At 42.6% G+C, this 14,586-nt stretch carries 15 protein-coding genes and 1 riboswitch; of the genes, 4 read left to right on the top strand and 11 right to left on the bottom strand.

Annotated features, from left to right (window positions below):
• Positions 1–4 precede the first annotated feature (4 nt).
• Both MHI23_RS01385 and MHI23_RS01380 read right to left on the bottom strand, forming a co-directional pair.
• Positions 5–1,864 carry a beta-glucoside-specific PTS transporter subunit IIABC gene (locus MHI23_RS01385; protein WP_135033012.1) on the bottom strand — a complete coding sequence of 620 codons (1,860 nt, stop codon included), beginning with the start codon at positions 1,862–1,864 and terminating at the stop codon, positions 5–7.
• Between the two features lie 235 nt (positions 1,865–2,099).
• Complete coding sequence (locus tag MHI23_RS01380; RefSeq protein WP_024424409.1) at positions 2,100–2,936, bottom strand: PRD domain-containing protein; 837 nt, start codon at positions 2,934–2,936, stop codon at positions 2,100–2,102.
• Positions 2,937–3,121: 185 nt separating this feature from the next.
• Here MHI23_RS01380 and MHI23_RS01375 point away from each other — a divergent pair, with 185 nt between their 5' ends.
• Positions 3,122–3,322, top strand: a complete 201-nt coding sequence (locus MHI23_RS01375; protein WP_342492209.1) for a hypothetical protein — start codon at positions 3,122–3,124, stop codon at positions 3,320–3,322.
• Positions 3,323–3,357: 35 nt separating this feature from the next.
• Here the strand turns inward: MHI23_RS01375 and MHI23_RS01370 are convergent, their stop codons facing one another.
• From MHI23_RS01370 to MHI23_RS01340, 7 genes are all read right to left on the bottom strand, one after another.
• Positions 3,358–4,977: an APC family permease gene (locus MHI23_RS01370; protein WP_342492208.1), complete on the bottom strand. Its 1,620-nt coding sequence runs from the start codon at positions 4,975–4,977 to the stop codon at positions 3,358–3,360.
• A gap of 342 nt (positions 4,978–5,319) precedes the next feature.
• The gene (locus MHI23_RS01365) at positions 5,320–6,288 is read right to left on the bottom strand and encodes a rhodanese-related sulfurtransferase (protein ID WP_024424412.1); all 969 of its coding nucleotides are present in this window, start codon (positions 6,286–6,288) and stop codon (positions 5,320–5,322) included.
• Positions 6,289–6,536: 248 nt separating this feature from the next.
• Complete coding sequence (locus tag MHI23_RS01360; RefSeq protein WP_034283114.1) at positions 6,537–7,364, bottom strand: aldo/keto reductase; 828 nt, start codon at positions 7,362–7,364, stop codon at positions 6,537–6,539.
• An 81-nt stretch (positions 7,365–7,445) separates the two neighbouring features.
• On the bottom strand, positions 7,446–7,862 hold the full coding sequence (locus MHI23_RS01355) for a DUF5301 domain-containing protein (protein ID WP_342492207.1): 417 nt from the start codon (positions 7,860–7,862) through the stop codon (positions 7,446–7,448).
• Positions 7,863–7,891: 29 nt separating this feature from the next.
• Positions 7,892–8,353 (bottom strand): DUF523 domain-containing protein, encoded by a 462-nt coding sequence (locus MHI23_RS01350; RefSeq protein ID WP_317222255.1) that lies wholly within the window; start codon positions 8,351–8,353, stop codon positions 7,892–7,894.
• Complete coding sequence (locus tag MHI23_RS01345) at positions 8,350–8,580, bottom strand: hypothetical protein (protein WP_029706600.1); 231 nt, start codon at positions 8,578–8,580, stop codon at positions 8,350–8,352. Before MHI23_RS01345 ends, MHI23_RS01350 begins: the two co-directional genes overlap by 4 nt.
• A gap of 112 nt (positions 8,581–8,692) precedes the next feature.
• On the bottom strand, positions 8,693–9,151 hold the full coding sequence (locus tag MHI23_RS01340; RefSeq protein WP_024424416.1) for a MarR family transcriptional regulator: 459 nt from the start codon (positions 9,149–9,151) through the stop codon (positions 8,693–8,695).
• A 201-nt stretch (positions 9,152–9,352) separates the two neighbouring features.
• On the opposite strand from MHI23_RS01340, the gene MHI23_RS01335 reads away from it, so the two are divergent.
• A complete protein-coding gene (locus MHI23_RS01335; protein ID WP_125587566.1) occupies positions 9,353–10,120 on the top strand; it encodes a GNAT family N-acetyltransferase in 768 nt (255 codons plus the stop codon).
• Positions 10,121–10,216: 96 nt separating this feature from the next.
• On the opposite strand, the gene MHI23_RS01330 is transcribed toward MHI23_RS01335, so the two are convergent.
• Positions 10,217–11,404: an MFS transporter gene (locus tag MHI23_RS01330; RefSeq protein WP_335374704.1), complete on the bottom strand. Its 1,188-nt coding sequence runs from the start codon at positions 11,402–11,404 to the stop codon at positions 10,217–10,219.
• Between the two features lie 77 nt (positions 11,405–11,481).
• A riboswitch (purine riboswitch) is annotated at positions 11,482–11,581 on the bottom strand.
• Between the two features lie 387 nt (positions 11,582–11,968).
• On the opposite strand from MHI23_RS01330, the gene proS reads away from it, so the two are divergent.
• Complete coding sequence (gene proS, locus MHI23_RS01325; protein WP_268437399.1) at positions 11,969–13,402, top strand: proline--tRNA ligase; 1,434 nt, start codon at positions 11,969–11,971, stop codon at positions 13,400–13,402.
• A gap of 144 nt (positions 13,403–13,546) precedes the next feature.
• A complete protein-coding gene (locus MHI23_RS01320) occupies positions 13,547–13,723 on the top strand; it encodes a hypothetical protein (protein ID WP_162860209.1) in 177 nt (58 codons plus the stop codon).
• 35 nt (positions 13,724–13,758) lie between these two features.
• Here MHI23_RS01320 and MHI23_RS01315 read toward each other — a convergent pair whose 3' ends face one another.
• Positions 13,759–14,535 (bottom strand): sulfite exporter TauE/SafE family protein, encoded by a 777-nt coding sequence (locus MHI23_RS01315; RefSeq protein ID WP_046313651.1) that lies wholly within the window; start codon positions 14,533–14,535, stop codon positions 13,759–13,761.
• Positions 14,536–14,586: the final 51 nt, after the last annotated feature.

Here is a 14,586-nt window from a genome sequence, read left to right as displayed (position 1 = left end):
TTGATTAAACTAGATGTAAAAATGATTGGCCTGGTGTGATTTGTTTCTCTTCCGTTTCAATGATATCGCTAAACTCACCTGAATTGGTAATAATAACGGGTGTTGTGACTGACAGGCCTGAAGCTTGGATGGCTTCTATGTCAAACTCAGCAAGCAGTTCGCCTTCTGTGATGGTTTGCCCCTGAACAACCTTCGGGGTAAAATGCTTTCCGCCTAATTGTACGGTATCCAGTCCGATGTGAATGAGTACTTCTGCTCCGCTTTCAGAGGTTAGACCATACGCATGTCCAGTTGGGAACACCGTTGTCACAACTCCTGATACTGGTGCAAACAGCTTTCCTTCTGATGGAATGATGGCTGCGCCCTTTCCTAGTGCACCAGATGAGAATGCCTTATCCTGCACTTCCTCCAGCTTGATGACCTCGCCCTTTAAAGGACTTTTCACATGAGCTGCTTTGACCCCATGTTCGTTTTCAATTGCCGGTGCAGGAGCGGCTGCCGGCGTTTCATCTTCATCTACTGGATCTTTAAATCCAATCAAATAAGTTAAGATGATCGATAGGACGAACGAGACCGAGATACCGATGATGAACCCTGTAAATCCTTGACCGTAGAAAATCGGCAGTGTCAGTAAACTTGGAAGGCCTGACGCAATTGCAATACTTTGTGAATAACCGATAATCGCACCGCCGACCCCAGCAGAGATAACGGCTGCAATAAATGGTTTTTTCAAACGAAGTGTGACCCCGTATACAGCTGGCTCTGTGATCCCAAACACAGCAGAAACTGCTGTTGATCCAGCCAGTGATTTCAGTTTTTTATTCTTTGTTTTCAGCATAACACCGATGGAAGCACCTGCTTGTGAAAATACAGCTGGCGCAGTGGCCGGCTTGATATGATCTTTCCCATGGACTGCGATATTATTTAAAATCACTGGCACAAGTCCCCAATGGATACCGAAGATGACAAGAATCTGCCAAGCCATCGCAATTAAAGCACCTGCAAGTGTAGGACTAAAGGAGAAGACTTTCAGCAAAACAGCTGCAATGCCATTCCCTGCATACACACCAAATGGTCCGAATACGATGAGTGTCAGCGGAACAACCGTGACAAGTAAAATGAGTGGAGTAATAAAGTTTTTGACACTTTCATGAATAACTTTGTTAAAGAAACGTTCGATATATCCCATGACAAACACTGCCAAAATGATTGGGATGACCGTAGATGTATAAGACATTAAGACGACTGGTATCCCGAAGAATGTCACATCTCCGCCGCCTTTTGACAATTCTTGAATGGTTGGGTAAATCAGTGCACCTGCTATCGTCACAGCGACAAACGGATTCGCTTTAAACTTCCTAGCAGAAGTGAATGCGAGCAATAACGGCAGGAAGTAGAACAAGCTGTCAGATGCAGCAAATAAAATTTGATACGATGTATCTTCAGGAGATAACCATTTCGCGTTGATACAGATGCCTAATAGACCTTTTAAAATACCTGCACCCGCCATGACACCGAGAAGTGGTGTGAAAATCCCCGATACAATGTCGACGAATTTCCCGAAAAGGCTTGTGCTCTCTTCACCTGATTTTGCAGATGAAGCAGTGGAATCCTCTAATAGATTCGTAAACTCTCCAATTTCTCGATAAACCTCTGGTACGGTATTGCCAATGACCACTTGAAATTGGCCGCCGCTTTCCATAACGGTAACGACGCCATTTAATTTTTCAATGGCCGCTTTATCTGCTTTTGATCTGTCATTTAAGGTGAAACGAAGCCTTGTGGCGCAATGCACCAATGAATGGACGTTTTTCTCTGTACCAATGTGTTTAATAATGTCTTCTGCTAATTGACGATAACTCATGCAAAAACCCCCTTTTTTTCAAAAAAATACGTTTTTGGGCAAAATAAAAACCTAAACGGGCACCAAAAATAGTCGCAGCTTGCTGTTGCGCTTTTTCAGTGAACGTTTAGGTTTTGCCTGCCGAACAGTCACAATCCTCTAAGACGATCATTGTGAAACCGTATTCTTTTATGTTTATGAGCAAATAGTACCACTCACCTTTTCTCATGTCAACGCTTTCTTTTAAAATCTATCTTTATTTTTCTCGTTTGATCAGTCGATTCAAATGAATGGATAGATACAGCATCTCCTCTGATGTGAGATCCCGGTGATAGGTTTGATAGACATATTCTGCGATTTTCTTTGCGCAATCGTATGCTTTCGGATATTTCACTTTGATCAGCTGATATAAGTCCTGATCTTCGCTGACAAGCAGTGTTTCGTTAATCAGACGCTGAACGAAAAAGCGCAAATGCGTGAGAAAACGGTAAAAGTTAAGCGAGTCTTCATCAAATTCCATGTTGAGATGATATTTCACAATGGTGAGAATGGCATTGACTTCCTTTGTGATATTGACCGTCGTATTCATATCCTCATTGAGCTCTGCGTTAATGATATGCATGGCAATAAAGCCCGCTTCATCCTCAGGCAGTTCAATATGAAGACGCTCTTCAATCATCTCAAGACAGTCCTTTGCCACCAGAAATTCATCTTTGTATAAGCGTTTAATCTCCCAAATAAGCGAATTCTCAATCAGATGATTTTTCTTCAGCCGTTCGATGGCGTAATGAATATGGTCTGCCAGCGATACATGCAGACTTTCATTTAATCTTCGGTTCAGCTTTGTATGTGCATATTGGATCATTTCCTCCGTCACCTTGACCACATCATACGGAACCTCTTGAAGCAGCATTTTCATCCGCTCGTGAACGGAATGATCCTCCAGGCGGAAGACTTTATCAATCAACGATTCGTCCACCGGGTCCCCGGGACGTCGCTGGAAAGCGATGCCTCTGCCCATGACAACGATTTCTTTTCCATGTTCATCTATGACACTAATGACATTATTGTTTAGAACCTTTTGAATCTGCATTTCCAAACACCTCCGTCTATGACCAACAACTTTACTCAAAATATGCTCTCATCTTAACACAATTGTCAAATCACTTGATATTTTTATCTGACTTTAGCAATAGTTCTCATCAATAGTCAACCTCTTCATTGCTGGTCTGATCGTGCATCAGCCTGCATACAATACTCCTGAGGAGGTGACCTTCTGTGAAAGCTTTTTTCTGGTCTGCATCATTTTTATTCTTGCTCATGTTCACCCTCATCATTTTAGGCATCGTGTTCTGGCTGAGTGGACAAGGCTTAGGCCAGCTTTGGAGATATGTGCTCATTTCACTTGTCACAGCAGCCGTTTTGCGCGGCATCACCACTTGGCTGAAACGGCATGTGATGCACCTTTCATCCAAATAAAAACGGCTGCCCCGAGTGTTCAGGCAGCCGTTTCTTTATTCTTTGGTTGCTGCAGCTTCTTTCTGAGAAGCACGCAGCTCATCATTGATTTTTTTCGCATCCTCTAAAAACTCTGTTTCATATCCACTTTTGAGTGCCCACATATAAAATAGCAGAGCTACCACTGTAATCAGTGCCATGTCCCAGCCATAATGAATGATGTTATAACCGCCGAATTTGTCACTGCCAAGGCAGGAAATCGTCATCATGACAAGCAGGTACACCACCATCCAAGTACCCGCCTTAAAGTTGCGGCCGAAGCCTTTCCACTTCGCTTTTGCTTGATAATAAAAATAGATAGGTAGACCGATGAGAATAATGAACAGCACCTGACCTGTTAACGGCCATCTTGCCCAATACAGTGTCAATGAGGCAAAGACAAAACCGAGAGGAGCAATGATGCTGAGTCCTTTTATTCGAAGCGGACGATATAAATCTGTCCCTGTCTTTCTCAGCGTCATGACGGTCACTGGTCCAGTCAAATAAGAAATGAGTGTAGCGACAGAGATAATTTCAGCAAGTACACCCCAGCCTCTAAATAAAAACAGAAAGATAAACGATACGGCTAAGTTAAAAAACATTGCTGGACGAGGCACGCCGTAAATAGGGTGCAGACGGCCAAGCACACTTGGCATGTATTTGTTTTTTTCCATTCCATAAATCATCCGAGACGTCGTTGCGGTATACGTAATTCCTGTACCAGAAGGTGACACAAACGCATCCGCATATAAAATCAGAACAAGCCAGTTAATCCCAAGCGCAATGGCAAGGTCCGCAAATGGCGAGTTGAAATTCAAATGACCCCATCCGTTCACAATCATAGATGGATCAACAGCACCGATAAAGGCGACTTGTAAAAGGACATAAATCACAGTTGCAATGAAAATCGATCCGACAATGGCAATTGGAATCGACCGGCCTGGATTTTTTGCCTCACCGGCCATATTAATCGGGCTTTGGAAGCCATTGAAGGCAAACACAATCCCAGATGTCGCAACAGCTGTCAGCACACTCGCCCAGCCGTTAGGGGCAATACTTGTTCCAGAAGTAAAATTCTCACTATGAAAACCTACGAATAAGAGCGCACCAATTGTTAATCCTGGAATGACAATTTTAAACACGGTAATGAATGTATTTGCTTTTGAAAATAACCCAACTGTCCAATAATTAAGCAGAAAGTAAATCACAAGAAGCACACTGGCAACCATAAGACCTTCTGTCGTCAATACCCCTTTTGTGACCAAATGAGATGTCCACTTTGCCCACTTCCAAGGCCAAGAGCTCATGTACTGGACGGAAGCAACCGCCTCAACTGGTATCACGGAGACAATGGCGATCCAGTTCGCCCAAGCTGCAATAAACCCAATAAAAGATCCGTGTGAATATTGCGTATATTTCACCATTCCGCCTGCCTCAGGAAACATCGATCCGAGTTCACTATAAGACAAAGCGATAAATAAAATCACAACCATCCCAATCAACCAAGATAAAATAGCAGCAGGACCGGCGATTTGAGCTGCACGCCAAGCACCGAAGAGCCATCCTGAACCAATGATTGAGCCAAGACCTACCATCATTAAAGCGAAAGTTCCCATCCTACGATGCAAATGATTCATGTTCATAACACCTTTCGATTAAAATACAGAGCATGTGTCAAGTAAGCGTCTTTCTTTCAAAGCAGCTCACTTTTCATTTCACTGGCAAATATTTCTTCTATTGAACCTTTACCTTTGTTCATTTTTTCGCCTGTTATATTATCTCTCAATTCTTCATTTTCTGAAATAGTCGAACATGCTTATTTCAAAAGAAAGCGCTTTTTCACCTGTTCAATCTATTAGACTGAATAACTACCTTTACCCTTATTTTGAAAAAAACAAAACAAAAAAGATAGAGGAAATGACTTCCTCTATCTTCTAATCCCCGTCATGTATAGAAAAAAAGGATAGAGGGGATTCCCTCTATCCTTGTGAAATCGCTTGTTCTTTTTCAATGACAGCTAGTCTTTCTTGTACTTCTTCTTCAGATAAATTGTGTTGTTTCACATACAGGTTCCGTTCGCTTGTGCGGCATTCATGACTGCAGCTGCGCATATACTTATGCTCACTCTCTTCAGTGGCAATCATCTTACGGTTACATGCAGGGTTCGCACAGTTCACATAACGCTCGCAAGGCTCACCAGTGAAGAAATCTTTTCCGACAACCACATGCTCTGTTTGATTCACTGGTACTGTTAAGCGATTATCAAACACATAGCATTGACCGTCCCATAGCTTCCCTTGCACTTCTGGGTCTTTTCCGTAAGTAACAATTCCGCCGTCAAGCTGAGAGACATCTTCAAAGCCTTCACGCTTTAACCAGCCTGAGAATTTCTCACAGCGTACACCGCCTGTGCAATACGTCAGGATTTTTTTCCCTTCAAGAATCTCTTTATTGTCACGAATCCACTCAGGTAATTCACGGAATGTCTCAATATCAGGACGGACTGCCCCTCTAAAGTGACCAACATCAAACTCGTAATCATTACGTGCATCAATCACAACCGTATCAGGTGATTGCATTTGCTCGTAAAATTCGACCGGGCTAAGATGTTTCCCCGTTAATTCTAACGGATTCACGTCATCCTCAAGGCTGAGGTTCACGAGTTCCTTCCGGTGGCGGACGTGCATTTTCTTAAACGCATGTCCATCTGCTTCGTCAATTTTGATCGGCATAGACGCAAAGCGCGGATCTTCTTTTAACGCTTGCATGTACTTGTCCGTTTGCTCAATGGTTCCAGAAACCGTTCCGTTCAAGCCTTCTGCTGATACAAGGATACGGCCTAACAAACCAAGCTCCTTACAGAATGCTAAATGCTCTGCTGTAAACGTCTCTGGGTCCTCAATGGGGACATATTGATAGTAAAGTAAAACGCGATATTGTTTTTCCATCTATATAAACACCTCTTAAATTTAATCAAAACATACCATTCTTTATCATACAGGAAATACATACCTAAAGGCAATGTCGGCGGCTCAATTCCATAAAACGGAAGGGCCTTTCTTCTCATATATTCGATGGTTTGATTGGAGACTATGTAAAGAAAAGATTATCGACGCCATTCAAATCATTGAGGCCTTTCAACATCAAAAAACTGCACATAAAAAGCACAGGCATCGCACCTGTGCTTTTCTTTCGATTAAAAATCAAAGTTATCTGGATCTGGACCTGTGCGCTCATCTTCATTGAGCTGATCAATGACACCCATCTCACGTGCGGACAGCTCGAAATCGAAGACTTGTGTGTTTTCGATGATTCGGCTCTTTGTTACAGATTTTGGAATGGTGATAATGCCATGCTGCAAGTCCCAGCGAAGGATCACTTGCGCTACTGACTTGTCATGTTTTTTCGCGATATCCTGAAGAACAGGATGGTTTAGAAGCTTCCCGCTTCCTAATGGCGACCACGCCTCTACATGAATTCCTTTCGATTTGCAGTAGTCTCGTAAAGGCTCCTGCGTCAGCTTCGGATGCAGCTCGATTTGATTCACCATTGGCACAACTTCTGCCTCTTCCAATAAATCCTCTAAATGATGCTGATGGAAATTACACACTCCGATCGCTCGGACGCGTCCATCCTTATATAGTTTTTCTAGCGCTTTCCATGTTTCTTTATATTTGCCTTCAACAGGCCAATGAATTAAATAAAGATCTAATACATCTAATCCCAGCTTGTTCATACTTGTTTCAAAGGCTTCGAGTGTTGATTCATAGCCTTGATCATTATTCCAGACCTTTGTCGTAATGAATAGATCATCGCGAGAGATGCCTGATTGCTGAATGGCTTTGCCTACCCCTTCTTCATTTTGATAGGCGGCTGCTGTATCAATGCTGCGGTAGCCCGCTTCAAGAGCGTCTTTGACGGCATTTACAGCCTCATCCCCATCTTTTACCTGCCATACACCAAAGCCTAGCTTCGGCATTTTTACTCCGTTTGCTAATGTGACTGTATCTGTTAATCCACTCATCAAACAAACCTCCGCTTCCTTTTTAATTACCAAGCACTATACCCTAATTTTCAATTGATCATGCATGAAATTCTGGCTGAGCTATTTGATATATTTTCCTATATCAACTTGATTGGTGTCAACGATTTGATATTCGCTGGTTTGATCTTTTGTTTTAGAAAAATCATATGTTTCTAAAATTGTTTGATCGTAAAAAGTCAGACCATATGTTTCCTTCTCATTCTCATACACTCTGATCCAATAAGACTCTTTTGAAGTTTTTTTAGTTTCATTCGTTTTCTTTAATTTCATACCCGAAAATTCCTTCAGCAGCTTTTGAATATCCTCTTTCTTTTCCACTTTAACACGCTCATTATCATGCTCAATTTGAATCGAAGTCACCTTGTTCTGATCAATTGAGGCCACATCATCAAAAGAGTATGTATTTGCATTGATTAGAAAATAAATACCAATTCCTAATAAAATAATGACGACTAAACCAATCATCCACTTTTTCAACCTAACTCCTCCTTCTATTCACACCACACCTATAAAAACAGTGAAGTCCAATCATCCTCCTCAGAAAATACTTGAATTCCGTGCTGTTTAAGCAAGGCGGATGTCACTCCATCTCCAGCTTTTGTTCCCCCGTTAAAATCTCCGCGATAAATCATCCGGCTGCCGCAGGAAGGGCTGTACTGTTTTAACACAACTGCCGTCGCTTTCAGAGACTGAACCTGTTCCAGCGCGGCCTTCGCGCCTTTTACATACATCTCCGTGACATCATTTCCATGTACATCAATCACGGAGGCGAGGCCCTGTAATACATCATGTCCGTCTCCGCCAATGATTTCTGCGGGAGGCCTTGGCGTGGAGAAGCCGCCAAGCAGCTCAGGACAAACTGTGACTGCCTTTCCCTCCTGAACAAGCTCCTCAATTCGCTGATCTAATCGATGGCTGCCATTATAACGAACCTTCAACCCAGCAAGACAAGCACTGACGACAATCATGTATGTTCCTCACTTTTTTTGCTGACTTTAAAATAAATACATACAGGCAAGAAACATATCGTATTCACCAAAAAGGGCAGAGCACAATACAAAGCAGCAGCCCAAATTGGTTCTCCAGGTCCTGCAATACCAAAAAAATAAACAAATAATAGCACGCTGACAAACAATCCCACAAATGGCATGATGAATGCGTATTTTTTATAATTTTCTATCATTTCTTTCTCCAATGAGCTCCCTCCCTTTCATCACGGCTAAGAACAACGTCAATATATGTTAATTTTACCATAAAAAAACCGAAACCATCATCTCCTTTTGTACGATGGTTTCGGTTTTTTTTATCTATATCTTTTCTTTCCAAGCCTTTAAGAAACGCTCAATCACTTGTAATTCATCCTCATGAAACTGGTGGAGAAATTCTAAATAGGACGTGACTGCTTTATCATGTAGTTCATCATGCAGCGCCGCCAATTGCTTGCCTTCCTCTGTCAAAGAATAATAGACAGATTTCTTATCACCTTGCCGGTGGCAATAGTCCACCATGCCTTTTTCAATTAGTTTTTTCACAGCCTTTGTAATAGCTGGCTTTGATAGTTTTAACTGTTGAGATAGAAATGTATTGTTTGATTCGTTTGGATTGGCTTGAATCATCGATAAAATGTGAAGCTGTGTGAGTGTCCATTCTTGTTTGAGTGTATCAGTCGTGGTAATCAGTGGATCTGTTGGATCATTCCGTCTCTTTTCCCTATGCATAATCAGATCTTGAATCGCTTTTAATACAATCTGCTCTTTTGTTTCCATCTGAACCTCCACTCTTAACTGGTTAATAAAATGGTACTAATAATGAAGAAAGGAGTCAAAAGAAATGTCGATGTGAGTAAAACAATAGGACATAAGACCTGAAAATTGCATATGCACTTTTTTACTAGATTCTCCTCATCCTGTCACATGCTATAATCATGGGGATGTCATCCAATTTATCATAATGAAAAGGTGATCTAAATGAATCCTGAACAACAAATGGCCATTCACCAGTTAGAAGAAAAGATACATCTGTTTTCCTCTGCTGTGAACGGAGCCTTCCTTGCATCGGACGATTTCGTTCTATCAAATACTCATATATCGACTGACACGTTCAATTTGCTCTTACCAACATCAGCTCAAATCCAAGATCCGAATAAAGTGAAAGCAGCCATTGAACACATGCGGTCACAGAAACTCATATTCAGCACATGGGTCGATCACCGTTTACTCCATCCTGATTGGGCTGATTTATTAAAGGAATATCAGCTTCAAGAGGTCGAACGCAATACCATCATGATGCTTGAGCATACAGGTGACATTGATCCAGTCACATCCTCATCACTTACAATCAAGGAAGTACTTGATGAGCAGACACTCTTTGATTACAAACATATCTTTATAGAACTATTCAAAGGATCGACTGAGGCCGCCGCCTTAGAAGACTATTTCCAGCGTTTTTCGATTGAAGCATTGCACTCAAAAGCTCGCATGTTCGTGGGATATGAACACCACAAGCCGGTCACAACAGGCTTATTATTCGAGACAAACGCCAGCTACGGTATTTATGATGTCATGACAAGGGAAGAACACCGCGGCAAAGGACTTGGCAGTGACATGTTCCATTACCTTCTGACCCAGACAGAGAATAAACAAAAATGTGTCATCCTACAAGCTTCAGCTGACGGCAAAAACATTTATCAACGTGCCGGCTTCCAACCAATCGGCGAAATGGCCGTCTTTGAATAGAAAGTACTTTTCGTGTGAATTTGAAATGAACATAAAAAAGCTGCCTAATGTTAGGCAGCTACAGATTGTTGACAAAGGGCTAAAATGATCTTTATTTTAGCTCTTTGTCTTCATTTCAGCATGATGCTGACGATCCATATAAAGCGGCGGTCTCTTAAGCGAAATCACCGCACAGCTAAAGGCAATCAGTACAAACACAGCACCGAATTTAGCGAGATCAACAGATGAACCGGTCATCGTAAACATGACTCCGCCAACCGCAGATCCAATCGAAATACCGATTTGCAAGGCCGATGTATTTAAGCTCTGCTGAATATCAGACGTGACAGGATCTGTTTGAATCAAATAACTCTGCAAAGCAGGCGTCAGTGCCCAGCTGAGTGCACCCCAAAGGACAACCATCACCATAAAGAGCGCGAACACCCCCGCTGTATAAGGAATGGTAAACATGACAACCGCAAACGCGATTGTCACAAGCAAAATGGCTTTCCCTGAACCCAGTTTGTCACTCAGCCAGCCGCCAAATCCATTCCCGCCTATCGACGCAAGTCCGAAGATTAAATAACAAATACTAATCCAAAACGGGGTCATATGCAGAACTTCCATCAGAAATGGAGTGAAATAAGAATAAAGCATATAATGGCCTGCAAGCATAAACAAACTGATCAAGTGTGCACTAAAAATTTTCGGATGTCCTAAAGAACGAATCTGCTTTCTAAGAGGCGTCACTTTTTCAACAGGCATTTTCTCCAATAGAAAATAGATCAGAACCATCGATATGGCAGAAAGAATACTGATTCCTAAAAACATCACTCTCCAGCCAAAGCTCTCTGTAATAAAAATACCGATCGGTACACCGAGAACAAGTGAAGAACTAATTCCTATAAAAATCAGCCCTAAAGCCTTTGCACGATGCTCTGGTTCCACCAATTTGGCAGTGATCGTCAAAGATAATACCACCACAAGCGCTGTGCTCATGGCAATCAACACCCTTGATATCATGACAAGGGCAAAGGTCGAACTAAAATAAGTGAACACATTCCCTAATGTAAACACCAATAACGCGATTAAATAAAGGCGCTTTCGTTCGATTTTGGCTGTAGCGGTCAGCAGCACGGGTGCTGAAATGGCATACACAATCGCAAATACCGTAATGAGCTGTCCGGCTGTTGCAAGAGACACATTCAAATCCTCTGCAAGACTTGGCAGAATGCCCCCTACCACAAGCTCAACTAATCCAACCGCAAAAGTAGAAACGGCTAATAAATATACTCTCCAGTTCATGTCTAACATCCCTTCTGTATATCATCGCTTTCACTTTTGATACAGGGTGCAGACAAACAAAAAAACCCTGATTACAAAAAAGGAAAGCGCGCTTTTGTAATCAGGATTTATCGGATCCTGGTAGAAACCCTCAAACCATATTATTGAGGTTATACAAGTCTATTTTTTTCTTCAAATATATTAGCATAGCCTTACATAACTCGCAAGCTGTAAAAATAGAAAAATACTGCCATTCTGTTACCTAAACAAAAGGCGCCGTAAAAGGAATCAGAACAACTTGCTTTCTCCTCCGTTTACAGGTAAACTGATGAAAAATCAACGAACGAGGATCAACGTAGATCTGGAATAGTAGCTTGAATCGATCTTTAACAGAGAGGGAACGGTGCTGAGAAGTTCCTACTGACATCTTCAAGTGAACCTGCCGATTTAGTTCTGTTTCATACAGCGGTTCATACCGTTATCATGATTGAGTGTAAAGCTGTGCTTTAAATTAGGGTGGTACCACCAGGAATGGTCCCTAACTTAAAGTACAGCTTTTTTGTTTTAAAAAAGGAGGAACCTGCAATGTCAAAGAAACAATTTGTTGAGAAAATTACAAGCATGGAAGACGACTTTACCCAGTGGTATACAGATGTTGTCACAAAGGCGCGGCTCGTCGATTATTCAAGCGTAAGAGGCAGTATGATCATACAGCCGTACGGCTTTAAAATCTGGGAGAATATTCGCGACGAACTTGACCGCCAGATTAAAGAAACGGGTCATGAGAATGTCTATATGCCGCTCTTTATCCCAGAGAGCCTGCTTCAGCAGGAAAAAGATCATATTGAAGGCTTTGCTCCTGAAGTGGCGTGGGTGACACATGGCGGTGAATCCGAATTACAAGAAAGGCTCTGCGTCAGACCGACCTCTGAAGTGCTGTTCGCTGAGCATTACAAAAACATTATTCATTCCTACCGCGATTTACCGAAGCTATATAACCAATGGGCCAATGTCGTCCGCTGGGAAAAGACAACACGTCCCTTCCTCAGAACCCTTGAATTCCTATGGCAGGAAGGGCACACGTGCCATGAGACTGAGCAAGAAGCGATTGAAGAAACAGAAAGAATGCTTCACATTTACGCTTCTCTTTGCGAAGATCTCCTTGCCATTCCTGTCATTAAAGGGAGAAAAACAGAGAAGGAAAAATTCGCCGGCGCTCGCTTCACCTATACGGTTGAAAGCTTGATGCATGATGGAAAAGCGCTGCAAACTGCCACTTCTCATTTCTTCGGGAACGGATTTGCCAAAGCATTTGGCATCGAATTCTTAAACCGTGAAGGAAAACTAGAGCACGTCCAGCAAACCTCTTGGGGTTTCACAACAAGAATCATTGGCGCTATGATCATGGTTCATGGCGATGACAGAGGGCTCGTCCTCCCGCCAAATATTGCGCCAACCCAAGTGCGTATCGTCCCAATCGCTTCTCATAAAGAAGGTGTGCTGGATCATGCCTACGAATTGAAGAATCGACTCGCCCGCATCGCACGTGCTGACATCGACGCAAGCGATAAACAGCCAGGCTGGAAATTTAACGAGTGTGAAATGCAGGGTATTCCGCTACGTGTAGAAGTAGGACCAAAGGACATCGAAAAAGGACAGGTGATGCTTGCAAGACGAGACACTGGTGAAAAGCAAGCTGTCACGTTAGATGCCCTTGAACAAACCATCACAGCAACGCTTGAAGACATCCAGCGGACGATGTACGAAAAAGCGAAAGAACGATTACATGAAAAGACATCACACGCCCACACAATCGAAGACATCGAGCAAATTCTTGCGGAAGAAAACCGATTGATTAAAGCCATGTGGTGCGGTGATGAGGCCTGTGAAAACGACATTAAAGAAAGAACAGGCGCGACCTCACGCTGTATTCCATTCGAACAGGAAACCATTTCTGGCACATGTGTCTGCTGCGGAAAGCCTGCATCTGATATGGTGTTCTGGGCGAAAGCCTATTAAGAATATGAACGATAAAGAAGCATCTCTCATGATGCTTCTTTTTTTGTTAAAAAGACCCAAACACCCATTGACCTCACCTGCATGATCCCCTATAATTCATATTAATATAATCGGTTTTTAAGACTTTAACTGGAGTGGTGATACATGAAACGCTGGCCCTCATTCTTTGCCGAACGCTGTCCTAAATGTAAATCAGCATTAGAAGTCTCAAAGTCCAATGCCCTGCAAGGCAAAGTCGTGAAAACATGTCCCAACCTTCATTATCAAAAAGAGTACCACCCAGCACTAGAAACGTATATCGAGCACGATGACGTCCAATAAAAAAGACCAACATGCTTGCTTTGTTGGTCTTTTCTTTATAAAATATCCAGCCAAATTTTGACCGCTGTCGCCGTAATCATCACAGCAAGTGCCCATTGCAAGTAGACGGCGTTGATTTTCTGACCGACCTTCGCACCAATCGGAGCTGCCATCAAACTTGCCGCCATCAGCACAACAGCAGGAAGAAGCATGACCTGACCCGTCAATACCTTTCCAGTCGATGCGCCTATCGCAGAAAGAAACGTAATTGCAAGTGACGACGCAATCGTCATCCGTACAGGAATTTTTAAAATAGACAGCATCACAGGCACTAAAATAAATGCTCCGCCTGCACCTAATACCCCGGAAACACTGCCAATCACAAAGGCAATAGCTGATGCCAGCCCTTTATGAAAAGTGACTTCTCCCTCTGCGTCTGCACGCTGCCCTTTTTTCGGAATCAGCATGAGAATTACCGCCACAATGGCGAGTAATCCATAGACGAGATTCATCCCTTTCTCCGGCATAAAATGTGATACATAACTGCCTAATAAGCTGCCCGCTAATATACTGCTTCCCATATATAAAATCAGCGAGCGATGTAAAAATCCACTTTTCCGATAAGCAAGTACACCACCCAGTGTCGAAAAAAGCACTTGAATGGCGCCAATCCCTGATACCTCGTGTGCTGATAGTGCCATCACACCGAAAAGAGGCGGGATATAAAGAAGCATGGGATAGTTGATCACAGATCCGCCGATCCCCACCATTCCTGATAAGAAGGAACCAATACATCCGATGATAAAAAGAGTAATCAAAAATGCAAAATCCACGCTGGTCTCCTCCTTTGCAAAAGGAAAAGGGGATCTTCAGCAGATACCCCT

Origin of the sequence: Bacillus sp. FSL M7-0003, from assembly GCF_038628485.1 — a bacterium.
GTDB lineage: Bacteria > Bacillota > Bacilli > Bacillales > Bacillaceae > Bacillus > Bacillus safensis.
This window is presented reverse-complemented; position numbering and strand designations above follow the sequence as displayed.

What these genes read in the sequence shown, in the direction of transcription:
- MHI23_RS01320 (WP_162860209.1), top strand. Translation starts at nt 13,547, where the DNA reads ATGAAACGCTGGCCCTCATTCTTTGCCGAACGCTGTCCTAAATGTAAA.
- MHI23_RS01340 (WP_024424416.1), bottom strand. Translation starts at nt 9,151, where the DNA reads ATGGAAACAAAAGAGCAGATTGTATTAAAAGCGATTCAAGATCTGATT.
- MHI23_RS01370 (WP_342492208.1), bottom strand. Translation starts at nt 4,977, where the DNA reads ATGAATCATTTGCATCGTAGGATGGGAACTTTCGCTTTAATGATGGTA.
- MHI23_RS01385 (WP_135033012.1), bottom strand. Translation starts at nt 1,864, where the DNA reads ATGAGTTATCGTCAATTAGCAGAAGACATTATTAAACACATTGGTACA.
- MHI23_RS01330 (WP_335374704.1), bottom strand. Translation starts at nt 11,404, where the DNA reads ATGAACTGGAGAGTATATTTATTAGCCGTTTCTACTTTTGCGGTTGGA.
- MHI23_RS01380 (WP_024424409.1), bottom strand. Translation starts at nt 2,936, where the DNA reads ATGCAGATTCAAAAGGTTCTAAACAATAATGTCATTAGTGTCATAGAT.
- MHI23_RS01365 (WP_024424412.1), bottom strand. Translation starts at nt 6,288, where the DNA reads ATGGAAAAACAATATCGCGTTTTACTTTACTATCAATATGTCCCCATT.
- MHI23_RS01335 (WP_125587566.1), top strand. Translation starts at nt 9,353, where the DNA reads ATGAATCCTGAACAACAAATGGCCATTCACCAGTTAGAAGAAAAGATA.
- proS (WP_268437399.1), top strand. Translation starts at nt 11,969, where the DNA reads ATGTCAAAGAAACAATTTGTTGAGAAAATTACAAGCATGGAAGACGAC.
- MHI23_RS01350 (WP_317222255.1), bottom strand. Translation starts at nt 8,353, where the DNA reads ATGATTGTCGTCAGTGCTTGTCTTGCTGGGTTGAAGGTTCGTTATAAT.
- MHI23_RS01360 (WP_034283114.1), bottom strand. Translation starts at nt 7,364, where the DNA reads ATGAGTGGATTAACAGATACAGTCACATTAGCAAACGGAGTAAAAATG.